Origin of the sequence: Peiella sedimenti (genome assembly GCF_030504955.1) — a bacterium.
Lineage (GTDB): Bacteria > Pseudomonadota > Alphaproteobacteria > Caulobacterales > Caulobacteraceae > Brevundimonas > Brevundimonas sedimenti.
Genome location: NZ_JAUKTR010000001.1, coordinates 93,269 through 110,126 on the forward strand (window position 1 = coordinate 93,269; position 16,858 = coordinate 110,126).

General features: G+C 70.8%; 17 protein-coding genes. 8 read left to right on the forward strand and 9 right to left on the reverse strand.

The features are described 5' to 3' along the window. Positions 1-6 precede the first annotated feature (6 nt). The 4 genes from Q0812_RS00500 (at position 7) to hisC (ending at position 5,989) form a co-directional block, all read left to right on the forward strand. Positions 7-2,877: an ATP-dependent DNA helicase gene (locus Q0812_RS00500; protein WP_425281532.1), complete on the forward strand. Its 2,871-nt coding sequence runs from the start codon at positions 7-9 to the stop codon at positions 2,875-2,877. A gap of 204 nt (positions 2,878-3,081) precedes the next feature. Next, positions 3,082-4,149 (forward strand): DUF2125 domain-containing protein, encoded by a 1,068-nt coding sequence (locus Q0812_RS00505; RefSeq protein WP_302108335.1) that lies wholly within the window; start codon positions 3,082-3,084, stop codon positions 4,147-4,149. A 3-nt stretch (positions 4,150-4,152) separates the two neighbouring features. Then, on the forward strand, positions 4,153-4,845 hold the full coding sequence (locus Q0812_RS00510) for a hypothetical protein (protein WP_302108336.1): 693 nt from the start codon (positions 4,153-4,155) through the stop codon (positions 4,843-4,845). Positions 4,846-4,873: 28 nt separating this feature from the next. Continuing rightward, positions 4,874-5,989: a histidinol-phosphate transaminase gene (gene hisC, locus Q0812_RS00515; protein WP_302108337.1), complete on the forward strand. Its 1,116-nt coding sequence runs from the start codon at positions 4,874-4,876 to the stop codon at positions 5,987-5,989. Here hisC and Q0812_RS00520 read toward each other — a convergent pair. From Q0812_RS00520 to Q0812_RS00535, 4 genes are read right to left on the reverse strand one after another with little or no spacing between them, the layout of a single operon-like run. Next, the gene (locus tag Q0812_RS00520) at positions 5,941-6,690 is read right to left on the reverse strand and encodes a lysophospholipid acyltransferase family protein (protein WP_302108338.1); all 750 of its coding nucleotides are present in this window, start codon (positions 6,688-6,690) and stop codon (positions 5,941-5,943) included. The two genes, hisC and Q0812_RS00520, sit on opposite strands and share 49 nt — an antisense overlap. Before the next feature lie 13 nt (positions 6,691-6,703). Continuing rightward, positions 6,704-7,336 carry a YdcF family protein gene (locus Q0812_RS00525; protein WP_302108339.1) on the reverse strand — a complete coding sequence of 211 codons (633 nt, stop codon included), beginning with the start codon at positions 7,334-7,336 and terminating at the stop codon, positions 6,704-6,706. Continuing rightward, positions 7,333-8,247: a cell division protein FtsX gene (locus Q0812_RS00530; protein ID WP_302109182.1), complete on the reverse strand. Its 915-nt coding sequence runs from the start codon at positions 8,245-8,247 to the stop codon at positions 7,333-7,335. Before Q0812_RS00530 ends, Q0812_RS00525 begins: the two co-directional genes overlap by 4 nt. Continuing rightward, a complete protein-coding gene (locus tag Q0812_RS00535) occupies positions 8,247-8,954 on the reverse strand; it encodes a cell division ATP-binding protein FtsE (RefSeq protein WP_302108340.1) in 708 nt (235 codons plus the stop codon). The genes Q0812_RS00530 and Q0812_RS00535 overlap by 1 nt, the downstream gene beginning before the upstream one ends. A gap of 75 nt (positions 8,955-9,029) precedes the next feature. Here Q0812_RS00535 and Q0812_RS00540 point away from each other — a divergent pair, with 75 nt between their 5' ends. Continuing rightward, positions 9,030-9,923, forward strand: coding sequence for a DUF3426 domain-containing protein (locus Q0812_RS00540; RefSeq protein ID WP_302108341.1), 894 nt, complete (start codon positions 9,030-9,032; stop codon positions 9,921-9,923). A 42-nt stretch (positions 9,924-9,965) separates the two neighbouring features. Further along, on the forward strand, positions 9,966-10,475 hold the full coding sequence (locus tag Q0812_RS00545) for a phosphoribosyltransferase (protein ID WP_302108342.1): 510 nt from the start codon (positions 9,966-9,968) through the stop codon (positions 10,473-10,475). 1 nt (position 10,476) lies between these two features. Here Q0812_RS00545 and lptM read toward each other — a convergent pair whose 3' ends face one another. Both lptM and argH read right to left on the reverse strand, forming a co-directional pair. Then, complete coding sequence (gene lptM / locus Q0812_RS00550) at positions 10,477-10,710, reverse strand: LPS translocon maturation chaperone LptM (protein ID WP_302108343.1); 234 nt, start codon at positions 10,708-10,710, stop codon at positions 10,477-10,479. Then, positions 10,707-12,158, reverse strand: a complete 1,452-nt coding sequence (gene argH / locus Q0812_RS00555; protein WP_302108344.1) for an argininosuccinate lyase — start codon at positions 12,156-12,158, stop codon at positions 10,707-10,709. The genes lptM and argH overlap by 4 nt, the downstream gene beginning before the upstream one ends. Between argH and Q0812_RS00560 the strand changes: the two genes are divergently transcribed. After that, positions 12,157-12,819 (forward strand): TlpA family protein disulfide reductase, encoded by a 663-nt coding sequence (locus tag Q0812_RS00560; RefSeq protein ID WP_302108345.1) that lies wholly within the window; start codon positions 12,157-12,159, stop codon positions 12,817-12,819. The genes argH and Q0812_RS00560 overlap by 2 nt on opposite strands. Before the next feature lie 81 nt (positions 12,820-12,900). Next, a complete protein-coding gene (locus Q0812_RS00565) occupies positions 12,901-13,872 on the forward strand; it encodes a class 1 fructose-bisphosphatase (RefSeq protein WP_302108346.1) in 972 nt (323 codons plus the stop codon). 6 nt (positions 13,873-13,878) lie between these two features. On the opposite strand, the gene Q0812_RS00570 is transcribed toward Q0812_RS00565, so the two are convergent. The 3 genes from Q0812_RS00570 to Q0812_RS00580 all read right to left on the reverse strand — a co-directional run bounded on the left by Q0812_RS00570 (position 13,879) and on the right by Q0812_RS00580 (position 16,827). Then, positions 13,879-14,670 (reverse strand): LytR/AlgR family response regulator transcription factor, encoded by a 792-nt coding sequence (locus tag Q0812_RS00570; protein WP_302108347.1) that lies wholly within the window; start codon positions 14,668-14,670, stop codon positions 13,879-13,881. Next, entirely contained in the window at positions 14,667-15,752 is a 1,086-nt protein-coding gene (locus Q0812_RS00575; RefSeq protein ID WP_302108348.1) for a sensor histidine kinase, read from the reverse strand. The genes Q0812_RS00570 and Q0812_RS00575 overlap by 4 nt, the downstream gene beginning before the upstream one ends. A 106-nt stretch (positions 15,753-15,858) precedes the next feature. Next, a complete protein-coding gene (locus Q0812_RS00580) occupies positions 15,859-16,827 on the reverse strand; it encodes a threonine ammonia-lyase (protein WP_302109183.1) in 969 nt (322 codons plus the stop codon). Positions 16,828-16,858: the final 31 nt, after the last annotated feature.

Here is a 16,858-nt window from a genome sequence, read left to right on the forward strand (position 1 = left end):
GGCGTCGTGGCCGGGGATGTAATCGACAACGCGCGACAGGAGCGGACGAAGCTGCCGCCTGCGCTCGCCTGCCCGCCGGGCGCTGGGGCCGTGGCTGACGAGGCGGGGGCGCGGCGCGTGGGGCGGGGCGCGGCGGCCGAGCTGTTCGACCATGGGCCGGTCCTGCTCTGCCACGCCAGCCTGACCGCCCGCCGCCTGGGGCTGGAGCCGCCGCCGAGATCGCCCGACCGGTTGGACGCGCTGGAGCTGTTCGCCTTTGTGCGGCCCGCCCGCTTCTGCGCGCCTTCACCGGTGGGTCTCAGCCTGGCGCTGGGCAAGGCCGCGCCGGTCAGCGTCGAGGACCAGGCCAGGGCCCTGCGCGAGGCGGCCTTCGACCTGCTCGCCGAGCTGGCCGATCCTGCCTATCCCGACCGTGAAACCGCCGTCACCCACGCGCTGACGCTGGAGCGCGCCCATTGGGGCTGGGCGCCGCACGTGCTGGCGGCGCTCAACAGCCAGCCGGTGCGTGAGCGCAAGTATCGCGGCGCCGGCCTCGACGTCTGGACCCGCCTGCCCGAGTGGGAAGACGAAGCCCCGACCGGCGATCCCGGCTCGCGCCCGGTGGATTCTGAGTCCGTCCGCATCCGGCTGGAGAAGCTGCTCCAGAACGCTGGGCTGGACGAGGCCCGGCCCAGCCAGTCCGACTTCGCCGCCCAGACCGCCTACGTCTTCGCGCCCCGCGACCAGAAGGATCAGCCGCGCGTGCTGCTGGCCGAGGCGGGCACCGGCACCGGCAAGACCATGGGTTACCTCGCGCCCGCCTCCGTCTGGGCCGAGCGCAACAAGGGAGCGGTCTGGGTCTCCACCTACACGCGGGCCCTGCAACGCCAGATCGACCGCGAGGCCCACGCGGTCTGGCCCGACCCGGTAGAGCGCAAGAGCAAGGCCGTGGTGCGCAAGGGGCGCGAGAACTACCTGTGCCTGCTCAATCTGCAGGACATGGTCCAGGCCTCGGCCCTGGGGAACGCCGATGCGGTCGGGGTGGCCCTGGCCGCGCGCTGGGCGCTCTACAGCCGCGACGGCGACATGACGGGCGGCGACTTCCCCGGCTGGCTGCCGGGTCTGTTTGCGGTGGGGGCGGGGGCGCAAGCCGGCCCCGCCAACCTGGTGGACCGGCGCGGCGAGTGCGTGCACGCGGCCTGTCCGCACTATCGCACCTGCTTCATCGAGCGCACCGTGCGGGCCTCGCGCCGCGCCGACCTGGTGGTGGCCAACCACGCCCTGGTCATGACCCAGGCGGCGCTGGACGGCGCCCGCCGCGCCCGGGGCCGCGAGGCCGACGCCGAGACCGCCCTGCTGAAGCGCATCGTCTTCGACGAGGGCCATCACCTGTTCGACGCCGCCGACAGCGCCTTCTCCGCCGCCCTGTCCGGGCAGGAGGCGGCCGAGCTGCGCCGCTGGGTGCGCGGACCCGAGGGGCGCGGCCGCCGGGGCCGGGGGCTGGAGCAGCGCCTCGGCGAAATGGTCGCCGAGCATGAGGCGGCGCGTCAGGCCCTGTCCGACGCCGTCCGCGCCGCTGCGGCCCTGCCGGGCGAAGGCTGGTCCGGCCGCATCGCGCCGCCCTCGGGCGAGGCCTCGCCCATGGGGCCGGTGGAGCGCTTTCTGGCCGCCGCTCTGGAGCAGTTGCGCGCCCGCGCCGGCGCCGTCTCCACCGAGTTCGGCATGGAGTGCGAGGCCCGTCCCGCCACCGGCGAGCTGATCGCCACGGCCCGCGAGGCCGCCCAGGCCATCGCTGCGGTCGAGGCCCCCCTGCTGGCCCTGGCGCGCGGTCTTGAGGACGTACTCGACGACGAGGCGGACGAGCTGGAGCCCGCCTCGCGCGCCCGCATTGAAGGGGCGCTGAGGGGCCTGGAGCGGCGCGCGCGCATGACCCTGCCGGCCTGGCGTCAGATGCTGGCGGCGCTGGATCAGCCGGACGAGGAACAGAGCCCGGACTTCGTGGACTGGCTGTCGGCGGACATGGCCTTCGGGCGGGTGGCCGACGCGGCCCTGCGCCGCCACTGGATCGATCCGACCGTGCCGCTGGAGGCCGCCGTGATCCAGCCCGCGCATGGCGTCCTGGTGGCTTCGGCCACCCTCAGCGATCCGGCGGCCGAGGACGCCTTCGGCCTGGCCCGCGCCCGGACCGGCTCGGCCCGGCTGATCGAGCCGCCGCGCGAGATCCGCCTGGCCAGTCCCTTCGACTATGCCGCCAACGCGCGCGTCATCGTCGTCAACGACCTGGTGCGCGACGACCCGCGCCAGATCGCGGCGGCCATGCGCGAGCTGTTCATGGCCGCGGGCGGCGGAGCGCTGGGCCTGTTCACCGCCGTGCGCCGCCTGCGGGCGGTGTACGAACTGCTGGGACCCAAGCTGGCCCAGGCGGGCCTGCCCCTCTACGCCCAGCACGTGGATCCGCTGGAGGTGGGCGCCCTGGTCGACATCTTCCGGGCCGAGGAGGACTCCTGCCTGCTGGGCACAGATGCGGTCAGGGACGGGGTCGATGTGCCGGGCCGGGCCCTGCGGTTGCTCTGCTTCGACCGGGTGCCCTGGCCCCGTCCCGATTTGTTGCACAAGGCCCGGCGCGAGCGCTTCGGGGGGCGCAGCTATGACGACGCCCTGGCGCGGGGGCGCATCGCCCAGGCCTTCGGACGGCTGATCCGCCGGGCCGACGACCGGGGCGTCTTCGTCCTTTTGGATGCGGCGGCGCCCACGCGCCTGTTCGCCGCCCTGCCCGAGGGGGTGGAGCCGCTGCGCATGGGCCTGGCCGAGGCGGTCGAGACGGTGGAGGCGTTCCTCAACCCATCCCCCCTGATCGGGGACGGGTCAGGGGTGGGGGTGGTTCCTCAGCAGGTCTAGAAACGGCTTACCCACCCCTTCCATAACGCCCTTAGACTCAGCGCCTCCGGGCCTCAGGCGTCACGTCTTTGAACCGGACGGATCGGACGCATCGGACGCATCGGACGGTGTTTTTGAGTCCGGATCGTCCGCTTTGGGTTCGGAACCACCCCGCCACGGTTTCCGCTATGCTAAAGCCGAACCGCCAAGCTGGAGACGAGACGCATGGATGCCGAAACCGCGCCGCGCCGCCGCCGCAGACCCTGGGGCCTGATCCTTCTGTTCCTGCTGGCCATCGCCGCCGTGGTGGCCTGGACTTTCTGGTGGAACTACCTGGCTGGAGAGGCGCGCAGCCGCGCCGACGCCGGGGCCGAGGCGCTGCGCCAGTCCGGCTGGGATGTCGCCTACGAGGCCGCGCCGGCCTCGGGCTATCCCTTCCACGTCAATCTCAGCCTCAACAACGTCACCCTGCGCTCGCCCACGGGCCATGGCGTGCGCGCGCCGGTCCTGGCGCTGGAGGCGAACGCGCACAATCCGGATCACTGGGTCGCGGTGGCGCCGCAGGGCCTCGTCCTGATGCGCGGCGCCATGGGCGAGACCAGGGTGCAGGCCCAGCGCATCCGCGCCAGCGCGGTCGGCGCCACGCCCCAGCAGCGCCGCATCGCCGTCGAGCTGATCCAGCCGCGCTTCTCGCCGGTCGGCGCGGCCGCGCCCTTCCCCGTGGCCCAGGCCGAGCGCATCGACCTGGAGGTGCGCCCCGCCAGCGCCCGGCCCCAAGGGTCGGAGACTCCCGCCGCGCCCGCCGGCGCCTGGGACGCGCTCCTGCGCATCCGCCAGGCGTCCCCGCGCGACGACAGTCCGCTGGACTGGCTGTCCGGCGGCCGGCCCATCGACAGCCGCTGGGCCGTCACCCTGACCGAAGGCGCGGCCCTGAGCGGCGGACGCCCCGAACAGGCCCTGGCCGCCTGGGCCGCCCGGGGCGGCGCGGTCACCAACGTGCAGGGCGAGGCCGTCGCCGGCGAATCCAAGGTCGAGGCCGAGGCGGACCGTCTGACCGTGGGCCCCGACGGCCGTTTGCAGGGCGACCTGCACCTGACCCTGACGGGCGGGACCGAACCCCTGGCGCAGTTGGGCCGTTCGCCCTCCATCAACCCCACCGCCGCCCGCGCGGCTGCGGCCACTGCAGCCGTGACATCTGGCCTGTCCGGCTCGGCCAGCCTGCCGCTGCGCTTCGAAAACGGCCGCACGCGGCTGGGGCCGCTGGATCTGGCGCCGGCGCCCAAGGTCTACTGACGGGTGAGCGACGACATCCCCGAGCCGACGCTGGAGGATCGGATGCTGGTCGACAGCATCCGCACCTGGCTGGCCTCGGCCCCCGCCGTGGGGGAAGACGCCGCCGCCCGTTCCAGCGCCCTGCACCGCCTGCTGGGTGAGGCGCGCGACCTGCCCGCCGCCTCCCTGATCCGCCTCTTCCGCGAGCTGGACGGCATGCGCCGGCCGCTGCGGGTCGCGGTCTGCGGCGACGCGGGCGTCGCGGCTTTGGCGCGCGGCCGCTTCGGGTCGCGCTCGCTCTATCTGCCCTATCCGAACCCAGAATCGGCGCTCGACTTCATCCGCCGAGGTCAAGGGCCGGCCGTGATCGCTCTTGGCGACCGGCCCTGGTGGGCGCGCCTCCTGGCCGAGCCGGAACTGTCCGTGTTCGGCCTCCTGCCCGAGACGGGCGGCGAGGGCGGCGCCACGGCGCTGATCGTGGGGCGCGAGCCGCACCGGCCGTGCGGCGCCCAGGAGACCCTGCTGGTCACCGAGCGCGCCGACGCCGAGATGGCGCTGCTGCAACTCGGCCTGGCCAGCCGCTTCATCGCCTCCGCGGCCGGGTTGAAGCTGCTGGCGCTGACAGGGTATGTGCAGGCTGACGACGCCCGGCTGACCGGCTTCTCCGGCGGCCTCAACGGCGTGATCGGGGCCGCGCCCGCGCCCTTCGACCTGTAACCTGCATTTTCAAGGAGGCCTCGGCCGCATGACCGACACGCCCCACCGCCTGCCAGAATCCGGTCCCGAGCCCAAGCCCGGCATCCTCGACATCGCGCCCTATGTGGGCGGCAAGTCCAGGATCGAGGGGGTGGCCGAGCCCATCAAGCTGTCCTCGAACGAGAACGCCCTTGGCGCGGGCGAGCTGGCCAAGGAGGCCTATCAGAAGGCCATCGCCGATCTGCACATGTATCCCGAGGGGCGGGCCAGCAAGCTGCGCGCGGCCGTCGCCGAACATCACCAGGTCGAGCCCGAGCGGCTGATCTTCGGCAACGGCTCCGACGAGGTCTTCGCCCTGATCAATCAGTGCTACCTGACGCCGGGCGACAACATCGTCACGGGCCAGTACGGATTCCTCGCCTATCGCATCAGCGCTAAGGCCAATCAGGCCGAGGTCAGGCTGGTCCCTGAGCCAGACTTCCGCGTCGACGTGGACGCCCTGGCCGCCGCCGTCGATGAGCGCACCCGCATCGTCTACGTCTCCAACCCTTCAAACCCGACGGGCAGCTGGAACTCGGGCGAGGAGATCCGCCGACTGCACGCGGCCCTGCCGCCTCACGTGCTGCTGGTCATCGATGAGGCCTATGCCGAGTACGTCACCGAGCCGGACTGGGAGACCGCCATTCCACTGGCGCGTGAGGCGAACAACCTCGTGGTCACCCGCACCTTCTCGAAGATTCACGGCCTCGCGGCCCTGCGCGTCGGCTTCGGTTATGCGCCGCTGGCCGTGGCCCAGGCGGTGGACCGCATCCGCCTGCCCTTCAACAACAACATTCCGGCCCAGATGGCGGCGGTCGCCGCCTTGCAGGACGAGGCCCACCAGAAAGCCTCGCGTGAGCTGGTGCAGCAGTGGCGGCCGCGCCTGGCCCAGGCCATCAAGGGCTTCGGCTTTGATGTTCTGCCCTCGGCGGGCAATTTCGTTCTGGTGCGCTTCCCGGACCAGCGGCTGAACGCCCAGGCGGCGGACGCCTTCCTGCATTCCAAGGGGCTGATCGTGCGGCCGGTGGGCGGCTATGGCCTGACGGACGCCCTGCGGATCACCGTCGGGACCGAGGATCAGAACCGGGCCTTGCTGGACGCCCTGTCCGAGTTCGCCGCCTCCTGAAGCAGGGCGTTGGAGGCGGGCTCTAGCGCATCCTTCACGGCGGCCATGAAGGCGGCCCGCTTCAGGCCCGGGGGGATGGGCGGCAGGTACTCGTAGACCACCACGCCGGGGTTGAAGGCGATGCCCTTGGCCGGCCAGCACAGGCCCGAATTGGTGGCCACGGGATAGCAGGGGGCGTCCACCTCCCTATAGAGGGCCGCCACCCCCGGCTTGTAGTCGGGATCGGCCCCGGGGAGGGTCCGGGTCCCTTCGGGGAAGATCAGGATCTGCCGGCCGTGGGCCAGGCGGTCGCGGGCGTGGCGGACCATGTCCTTCAACGCCTTCGCGTGGCCCGCGCGGTCCACGGGGATCATGCCGGTCTTCCAGGCGAACCAGCCGAAGAAGGGCAGGGGCATCAGCTCCTTCTTCATGACGAAGCAGGGGTCGTCCAGCACCGTGAAGGGCGCCACCACGTCCAGCATCGACTGGTGCTTTCCGGCCACCAGCCCGGCGCCGGCGGGGCGGTTGGCCTCGAGCCCCCGGAACTCGACCTTAACGCCCATGATCCAGCGCAGGCCGAACAGCACGCCCTTGGCCCACAGCTTGATCACGCCCATGGCCGGCCGGTGCGACATCAGAAGCGCCGGCGACAGCCCCACCGCGTAGACCGGCATGGACAGGTACAGCCAGGCGGTGAACAGCAGCCGCCGCAGGGTCAGCATCAGGTGAATCCTCTTACGCGGGCGCGGCTTCGGACGGCGCTGGCGCCTCATCGCCGGCGGCGCCGCGGAACAGGCTGGCCAGGCCCTCGCGTCCCAGGACCGCCAGGTATTTGCAGTATTCCAGCGCCATGATGCGCAGGCCCTTGCCGGAGCGCCACCAGTTCTCGTCCAGCGACTCGGTCCGCACCGCGTAGGGCGTCAGGGTCAGGCCCGGCGCCGCGCCTCTGATCTCAAGAAGGGCGCGCGGCATGTGATAGTCGCTGGTCACCACGATCACCGAATGGAAGGACTTGGCGCGGGTCCAGGCGGCCACCTCCTGAGCGTTGCCGACGGTGGTCTCGGCTTCGAAGCCCAGATCGACGCAGCAATCGTAGAGCCGGTTCGATCCGGGCAGGACCTCCCGCAGCTCCTCGCGCCGCACCTCGCGGTTGACGCCCGAGACCAGAAGCCGCCGCGCCTTGCCCTGGCCCAGCAGATCCATGGCCGTGTTGATACGTGCTTCGGACGCGCCGGTGAGGGCCACGATGCCGTCGGCCGCCAGCACCGGCTCGGCCGTGTCCGCCAGGGTCTGCACCCGGCCGGCGAAGGCCAGCAGGCCAGCGGCCCACAGCAGAATGACGATCCCAATGGCCGCCAGTAGTCTCATGCCATCCCCTTCAGCAGGCGCAGGGTCGTCCACCGCGCCGCCACCGCTCCCAGACTAGCGGCCACAAGCGGACATGGCGAGACCAGCAGAAGATCGCTCCAGGCCAAGGGGAGAGCGGGGGTGAAGCCGTCGCTTCCGCCGGCCAGACGCATCAGGGCGGCAACGCCGGCCGCCGCAACGGCGCCGTACAGGCCCGCCAGCCCTGCCGCCAGAGCGAAACGGCGCTGGAACACGCCCGCTACCGTGCGGTCCGTGGCGCCCGACAGGCTGAGGATTTCGATCACGTCGCGCCGGGCCTCCAGGCCTGCCCGGGTGGCGAAAACCACGGCGGCGCCAGCCGCCGCCGCGGTCAGCAGGAAGACCATCAGGGCGATCAGACCCGCCACCCGCGCCGCGCGCTCCACGTCCGCCAGCCAGCGGCCATGGTCGTCCACCACGGCGTCCAGACCCGCCTCGGCAAGAGCCCGGTTCAGCGCCCGGGCGTCGGCGGGCGCGGCCTCGGTCAGGCGCACCGTCACCAGCTGGGGAATGGGCAGATCCTCCAGAATGGCCTCGCCCAGCCAAGGCCGCAGCAGGGCCTCGGCCCTCTCGCGTTCCAGCACAGCCGCCTCTTCCACCCCCGGCACGCCGCCCAGAGTCTCGGCGGCGCGTGCGGCTGCGGCGGCGGGTGTCTCGTCGGCGCGGGGGCGCACCTGCACGGTGGCCTCGCCCCTGAGGTCGCGGGCCCAACCCTCTGCGGCGCGGCCGCCGGCCGAGGCGCCCATGGCGGCCATGCAGGCCAGAAAGGCCAGCGCCGCCATGACGAAGATCAGGGCGGCTGAACGCGCGTCCTCAAGGGGCAGCAGAGGCCCAGGCCGCCGGCCAGAGCCGCGCATCCAGGGCAGATCGAGAGACAGACGGGGGATGCGCATCACGCCTCGCGCATGAGGCGGCCGCGATCAAGCCGCAGCACGGGCCGCCCGGACTGCCGCGCCAGGGCGTTGTCATGGGTGGCGATGACAACTGTGGCGCCCAGTCGGTTCAGCTCGACGAACAGGCGCATCAGACGCACGGCCATGTCCTGATCGACGCTGCCAGTGGGCTCGTCTGCGATGATCAACTCAGGTCTGGCCATGACGGCTCGGGCGATGGCCAGCCGCTGCTTCTCGCCGCCGGAAAGCGTCGGCGGATAGGCGTCCATGCGGTCCCTCAGCCCCACCCAGGTCAGCAACTCGGCCACGTCGGCAGCGTAGTCGCGCGCCCGTCCACCCGCGATGCGCAGAGGCAGGGCCGCGTTGTCGAAGGCGGTCAAGTGATCCAGCAGTCGGAACTCCTGAAACACGACGCCGATACGCCGCCGCATCAGCGGCAGGTCCTGGCTGCCCAGCGCCGAGACCGTTCGGCCGAACAGGCGGGCCGTTCCTCTCGTGGGTCGCGCCGCCAGATAGAGCAGCTTCAACAGGCTGGATTTGCCGGCGCCCGAGGCCCCGGTAAGGAAGTGGAAAGAGCCCTTAGGCAAGGTGAGATCGATGTCCCGGAGCACTTCCGGGGCGTCCCCGTACCGCAGGCCCACGCCTTCCAGCTGGACAACCGCGGTCTCGGGTCGGGAAGTCGCCAGGGGATCGTTCGGAATGGACATGGGCCCGGAAATCAGGCGGGCCTCCCTTTGGCGGAGCGGTTTCGGGGAGGGGCTTTCGCCTCTGGTTCGTCAGACATGATACTGACCTGCCCGGACTGCGCCACACGCTATTTCGTCAAGGACGGAGCCATCGGCCCCGAAGGCCGCCAGGTGCGCTGCACCTCGTGCGGCACGACCTGGCGCGCGGGCGCCGATATGCCCCTCGATCTGGTCAATGCGGGCGACGAGGGCGCCCTGGCCGTGGAGGCCGCCGCCCCGCCGCCGCAGCAGCCCGAGGTTCTGGCCGAGCTGGCGGCGCCTGAACTGCCCAAGGCGTTCCGGGCCCGAGCCGAACAGCGCCGCAAGCTCAAGCAGGCCGCGGTTCAAGGCGGCGTCTGGGCGGTGATCGGCGTCGGCTTCACCAGCCTGTTCGCCTCGGCCTACCTTTTCCGCGCCGAGATCGTCGAGCTCTACCCCCGCGCCGCCGGCGCCTACGCCATGGTGGGCGCGCGCGTGAATCCGGTCGGATTGGAGTTCGAGGCGCTGAAGGCCGAACCTGCCGCCGGCGCGCCCGGCATGGTCCGCGTGTCGGGCGCCGTGCGCAACGTGCGCGACCGCGCGCTGGAGGCGCCGATGATCCGAGTCTCTCTGATCGACGCCCATGGCGACCGCGTCGCGCTGGGCCGGGTGCAGCCGCCGCCGCCCGCCATCGCGCCGGGGCAGTCGCGCACCTTTTCGATCCTGCTGGCGGATCCCGAGCGCAAGGCCGCCGACGTGGACCTGGCCTTCGATCTCGACGCCCCGAGACACGCGTCGCGCGCGCACCAGCCCCAAGCGGACGGGACGCAGGGTCACGCCGCCGAACCGGACGCCGCTGTGGGTCACGCCGACGCTGCCACGGAGCTGGGGCACGGCCTACGCCCAGCCCTTGACGCCGAACCGCCGGTGCAACCGGCTGAGGCCCTGCCCGAGAGCGATCATCACGGCTGAGGCGCTCTCGACGCGGCCCCGCGGGACGGCTATCGCCCGCGCATGGATATCCTGCTTTCCGCCGACGAGGTGACGGCCCGGGTCGAGACCCTGGCCGACCGCATCGCGCCCGAGATCGCTGACGGAACAATCGTCGTCTGCCTGTTGACCGGCGCCTTGTGGTTCACGGCCGACCTGACCCGCGCGCTGTCTAGAAAGGGCAAGCGGCTGGCCTTCGACGCCCTGTGGCTGTCCGGCTATGGCGACGCGCACGTCCACTCAGGCGAGACGCGCGTGCGGGCGGGCCTGCAACGCTCGGTCAAGGGCGCCGAGGTGCTGATCCTCGACGACGTCCTGGATTCGGGCCTGTCGCTGAAGGGCGCCGTTGAGATCGTGCGCGCCGCCGGCGCCGGGCGCATTCTGACCTGCGTGTTTGCCCGCAAACCCTGGCCCAAGCCGCGCATCGAGCCGGATTTCGTCGGTTGGGAGGCGCCGGCCCGCTACCTCGCCGGCTATGGCATGGATGATGCCGGGAGGCTGCGCGAATTGCCCGGGGTCGTCGCCCTAGATTAGTTCAGTCGTCGAAGGGATTGCGCGCGCCGTCGATCGGCGCCTGTCGCGCCGGCCGCGCATCGGTGGCCTGCTCCGGAAGGTTTGGCGATTTGGTCGTGCGCGCCGCCGGCTCCATGTCGCGGCGCGGCGGATTGCCGATCGGCTCCGGCCGCTCCAGGTCGCCCTGACGCCCGCAGGCGGTCATCGGCAGGGCCATCGCGCCGGCCAGAGCCAGAATCGTCAGGGATCGGGTCATCGGCGCTCGTCCTCAAGTCTGGCCTTCCAGGCCGCAATCTGGCGGCGCACCTGCTCAGGCGCGGTCCCGCCGTAGGTGGTCCGGCTGGCGGCCGAGGCCGCCGGCGTCAGAACAGCATAGACATCCATTGTGACGCCGGGCTCAAGAGCTTTCAGGTCTTCGAGCGGCAGATCGGCCAAGCCAACCCCCAACTCTTCGGCGCGGCGCACGGCTCGGCCCGTTACGTGATGGGCCTCGCGGAAGGGCAGGTTCAGCTCACGCACCAGCCAGTCGGCCAGGTCTGTGGCGGTAGAGAAGCCAGCGCCCGCCGCCGCGGCCATGCGGTCCGCGTTGATGCTGAGGTCGCGGATCATGCCCGTCGTGGCCGCAAGCGCCACCTCCATCGCGTCGAAGGCCTCGAACACCGGCGGCTTGTCCTCCTGCATGTCCTTCGAATAGGCCAGAGGCAGGCCCTTCATGACGGTGCTGAGCGCGACCAGCGCTCCGCTGATGCGGCCGGTCTTGGCTCGGACCAGCTCCGCCGCGTCGGGGTTGCGCTTCTGCGGCATGATCGACGAGCCGGTCGAAAAGGCGTCCGACAGCCGTACGAAGCCGAACTGCGGCGTCGTCCAGATGACCAGCTCTTCGGCCAGGCGCGACAGGTGGCCGGCGCAGATACTGGCGGCCGCCAACGCCTCGAGCGCGAAATCCCGCGCGGACACGCCGTCCAGCGAGTTGGCCATGGGGCCATCAAAGCCCAGCGCTTCGGCCGTCATGTCCCGGTCCAGCGGGAAGGGTGAACCTGCCAGGGCGGCCGACCCGAGGGGGCTCTCGTTCATCCGCGTGCGGGCGTCCGCGAAGCGGCCTGCGTCGCGGCCCAGCATCTCCACATAGGCCATCAGATGGTGGCCGAAGGTCACCGGCTGGGCGGGCTGCAGATGGGTGAACCCTGGCATCAGCGACGCGGCATGGGCGTCCGCCTTGTCCAGCAGGGCCCCCTGCAGGTCCCGGATCATCTGGATGCTGCGGTCGCAAGCCTCGCGCACCCAGAGGCGGAAATCGGTGGCCACCTGATCATTGCGCGAGCGCGCGGTGTGCAGCCGCCCGGCGACCGGGCCGATCAGCTCGGCCAGCCGGGCCTCCACATTCATGTGGATGTCCTCGAACTCGGCGCGGAAGGGGAAGGCGCCGCCCTCAATCTCAGCCTCGATCTGGTCCAGCCCGCTCAGGATCAGGTCAGCGTCCGCCTGGCTGATGATCCCCTGGCGCGCCAACATGCGGCAGTGGGCGCGGCTGCCTTGCAGGTCCTGGCCCCAAAGGCGCCGGTCGACCTCTATCGAGACGTTGATGGCCTGCATCAACGCATCGGGCTTGGCGGAAAAGCGTCCGCCCCATAGTTTCTGACCCTCACCCGCCTCGCGATCCTGCGGATGGGGGGTGGCCGGTCCGGTATCTGGGGGCGTGGACATGGGCGAATCCGGGAATAGGAGTCGGGGCGGACCCAGCGCCGTGCGCTGGTTCGGCCTTGTGCTGGCGGCCCTGACCCTCGCCGTGGCCGCCTTCCTGGCCTTCCTATACGCCAAGACCGATGACGGCCAGACGGCCCAGGCGCCGGCCGCGGCCTCCGGTGAGCTGGCCCGCTTCGCCAGCGGCCCCCTGGCGCGGCTTCAGACGTCCGCCAGTCCCCGCCCCGCGCCGGACTACAGCTTCCAGGACGCCGAGGGGAACACGCTCGACTTCGCCGCCTTCCGGGGCCAGGTCACGGTAGTCAACCTGTGGGCCATGTGGTGCCTGCCCTGCCGCACCGAGCTGCCGACCTTGGCGGCTCTGGCCGAGGCTTACGAGGATCGGGGCCTTCGCGTCGTGGCCGTCAATGTGGAGCAGGGCGAGGCCGAGATCGCCAACGCCCGCAGCTTCATCGGCGTGCATGAGCCCCTGGCCTTCTATTCGGACCCGCGCTTCGAGCTGCCGTTCCGACTGTTCGAAGATCCGGCCGACCGGGGCAAGATGCCCCAGACGGTGATCCTCGACCGTGAGGGACATATCGTCGCCGGACTGATCGGCGAGGCGGACTGGAACTCGCCGGAGGCGCGCGCCCTGATCGAGCATCTGCTGGCCCAGCCCACCTAGACGCCAGGCGCTCCTGGCCCTTCGACCAGGGCCGCTTATGTGCCATAGAGGCGGCCGCTTGAAGGAGAAAAGGGGCAGCCAATGGCCTTCACCGACCTTGAAACCTGGCTGGAATCCACGGACCGCGACCTGGCCCGACTGATCCAGGCTGTGGCCGAGGGCTGCCGCGAGGTGTCGCGCCTGGTGGCGCGTGGCGCTCTCGGCGGCGTACTCGGCGAGCAGGGCACGCAGAACGTCCAGGGCGAGGGCCAGAAGAAGCTCGATGTCATCGCCGACGATGTCTTCATGGACGTGGCGCGCCGATGCGGCGTGGTGCGCGCCGCCGCCTCGGAAGAACAGGACGATCCCGTGGTCACGGAGGCCGGAGATGCGCCCTATCTGCTGCTGTTCGACCCGCTGGACGGCTCATCCAACATCGATGTGAACGTCTCGATCGGCACCATCTTCTCAGTCCTGCGAGCGCGCGAGGGCGCGGGCTTCGATCCCGCCGACCTGTTGCAGTCGGGCCGCCGCCAGGTGTGTGCGGGCTATGCCGTCTACGGCCCTCAGACTCAGCTGGTGCTGACGACTGGGAATGGAGTCGACGCCTTCACCCTGGACCCCGACAGCGGACGCTGGCTGTTGACCCGGGCCGGCCTGTCTATCCCCGCGCAGGCCAAAGAGTTCGCCATCAACGCCTCGAACAGCCGCCATTGGGCCGAGCCGGTCAGCCGCTATGTGAGCGAGTGCCTGGAGGGCAGGGATGGCCCGCGCGGCAAGGACTTCAATATGCGCTGGATCGCCTCGATGGTGGCGGACGTGCACCGCGTCCTGAACCGTGGCGGCGTCTTCATGTACCCCTGGGACAAGCGGGAGCCGTCAAAGCCCGGCAAGCTGCGCCTGATGTACGAGGCCAACCCCATGTCGCTGCTGGTGGAGCAGGCCGGGGGCCAGGCCTTTGACGGCGTGCAGGCGATCCTGGACGTGCAGCCCACCGCCCTGCACCAGCGCGTCTCGGTCATGCTGGGGGCCGCCGAGGAGATCGAACATCTGAAGGCCCTGCACAGGGCCTGAGCCAAGCTACTTCGTTTTGGCCAGACCCAGCGCCTTGACCACGTCCGCGGCGTAGGAAGGCCCCACGGCGACGGTGCGCCCCGAGTTCAGGATCAGGGTTGCGCCCTTGCCCGTGCGGCGCCGCAGCGAGCGCACCTGGCTGAGCGCCACGATGGCCGATCGGTGCACGCGCAGGAATCGAGCTGGGTCCAGCCGCGTCTGCATGGCCGTGAGGGTCTCGCGCACGAGCTTGCTGCCGGACGGTGTGTAGATGCTGACGTAGTCGCCCTCGGCCAGCAGGCACTCGACGTCATCGACGCGGATACGAACGGCGCCGCCGGTGTCCGGCGCCCACAGGGTCTCCTCGAAGCGCGGCCGCTCGGGCTCGCCTTCGCGCCGGGACGACAGCTCCGCCAGCTTCTCCTGCAGTTGGGCGAAGCGTTCGTCAGAGCCGCGCGCGCGCCTGCGCTCAGCCGCACGTCGCACGGCGGTGCGCAGGCGCTCGAAGCTGACCGGCTTGAGCAGGTAGTCCACCGCTTCCAGTTCGAACGCCTGTAGCGCGTGCTCGCGGTGGGCCGTGACGAAGACGATGTCCGGCGGATGGGGCAGCGCGGCGGCGGCGGCGGCGACCTGAAGCCCGTCGCGGCCCGGCATCTCGATGTCCAGCAACAACAGGTCCGGCTCGAATGCGGTCATGACCGAGAGAGCCTCGGCGCCGTTGCGGGCGCGGGCGACCTCGGTGACCTCGGCCACGCATTCCAGGTCCAGCTCGAGCCGGTCCAGGGCTAGGGGTTCGTCGTCGACGATCAGCGCCTTCATTGGGTGGTCCAGGGCAGGTTGAGGTGGGAGGCCCAGCCGGTGGCGGTCGGGCCGGTGTCGAACGCGGCGTCCAGGTAGAGCACTTCGAGCCGGCGGCGGACGTTGCTCAGCCCTATGCCCATGCCGTGCCGCTGGGACTCGAAGGGCGAGTCGCGACGATCCTCGACCCAGAGGTGAAGGCGATCCCCTTCGCGGCGGGCGCCGATGGACAGGGTCACCGGCTCGAGCGCCTGGGACAGGGCGTGCTTGATCGAATTTTCGACCAGCGGCAGCAGGATCAGTTCCGGCGCCATGGCTGGCCGGCAATCATCGGGCAGGTCGATCTCGACCACCAGGCGATCAGCGAAGCGAACCCGCTCCACGTCAAGGTAGAGGCTGACGATCTCGAACTCGCGGCTGAGAGGCACCATCCGGTCCGCCGGGGCCTGTAGCGTGGCGCGCAGGAAGTCCGAGATCTTGTAGACCATGGTCTCGGCTTCGCCCTTCTTGCCCAGGCGCACGAGCGAGGCGACCGAGTTCAAAGCGTTGAAGAAGAAGTGTGGACGCAGCTGGCTCTGGAGCAGGGACAGCTGGGCTCGATGGGCCTCGCCCTCAGCCTGGGCGGCGCGCAGGTCGCGCAGGCGCGAGTCCCGCCCGGCGATGACCAGGGCGAACAGGGCGCACAGCAGGACGTAGATCCACAGCAGGTAGAGGAAGACGAGGAAATAATCCTGCAGGCTGATGAACAGCGGAGCGCCGGGTATGGTGCCGTAGAAGACGAGGCGGTTGGCCACCGCCTGGACGGCGCAGATGGGCAGGGTCCAGGCCAGCCCGGCGAGGAAGTACCCCGTCGCGGACTTGCGCCGCTTCTGGGCGATCACCCACAGCACCGGCGTCGCGCCGATGGCGCCGATCAGCGAGATCAGGAGGCGCAGCACGATCACCTCAAGGGTGATGGGCTCGCCCACCACGGCGCCGCGCAGCCAGTTGTCGAAGAAGTAGGCTGTCCAGGCGACGGCGTTCACCGCCAGCAGCGCGCGCAGCGTGTTCGAATCGGAACGGACGGCGGCGAGGATTCGGCCCAGCATGGAAAGCAGCTTCACCCCGCCTGAACGCGCCCGCAAGCGCGCCGCGAGCCCAAGCGTCGCGGTCAAGGGGATGAAAGGGCTCGAAATCCGGCGAAAAGGCGCCCGCGTGCGGTTGAGCCGCTCAGACGGTGATGATTTCGGCGAATTGATGCGGATCGACGTTGCCGCCGGTCAGCATGAGTACCGTCACGCCTGAGCCTTCGACCTGGCCGGCCAGCAGCGCCGCCAGCGAGACCGCGCCGCCCGGCTCGACCACCAGCTTCAGATGTCGGAAGGCGAAACGCATGGCGTCGCGCACCTCGTCGTCGGTCACGGTCAGGGCGCCGGCCAAGCGTGGCTGGTTGATGGGAAAGGTGATCTCGCCGGGGAAGGGCGACATCAGGGCGTCGCAGATGGAGGGCTCGCCCGGCGGCAGCGTGATGCGCTCGCCTGCCGCGAGGGACCGGGCGTGATCGTCGAATGCGGCGGGCTCGATCACAAAGACCCGAGTGTCCGGGCTGCGCTCGGCCAAGACCAGGTTGAGGCCCGCCAGAAGACCGCCGCCCGAGGCGCCGCACAGAAGCCGGTCGATGGGGAGGCCGAGCGCCTCAGCGTCCTCGATGATCTCAAGACCGGACGTGCCCTGGCCGGCAATGACGAACGGGTCATCGAAGGGCGGAACCAACACCGCGCCTCGCTCGCGGGCCAGCTCGGCGCCTATGGCCTCACGGCTCTCCGTCCAGCGGTCGTAGGCGCGGATCTCGCCGCCAAAGGCGCGCACACCCTCCATCTTCACGCGAGGGCTGTCCGCCGGCATGACGATAACGGCGGGGCACCCCACGCGCTTCGCCGCGGCGGCCACGCCCTGGGCGTGATTGCCCGAGGAGAAGGCCACCACGCCGCGCCGCTTCTCATCTTCCGACAGACGGCTGATGCGGTTGTAGGCGCCGCGAAACTTGAAACTGCCCGAGATCTGGAGCGTCTCGGCCTTGAGCAGTACGCGCCCGCCGATGCGCTCGTTGAGGGCCGGGCTCTCGATCAGCGGCGTGCGCACGGCCTGGCCCTTGAGGCGTTCGGCGGCGTCCAGAACATCGGCGTAGGTCGGGGGCATGGTCATGTCGGCGCTCATAGCTGAAAGTGAC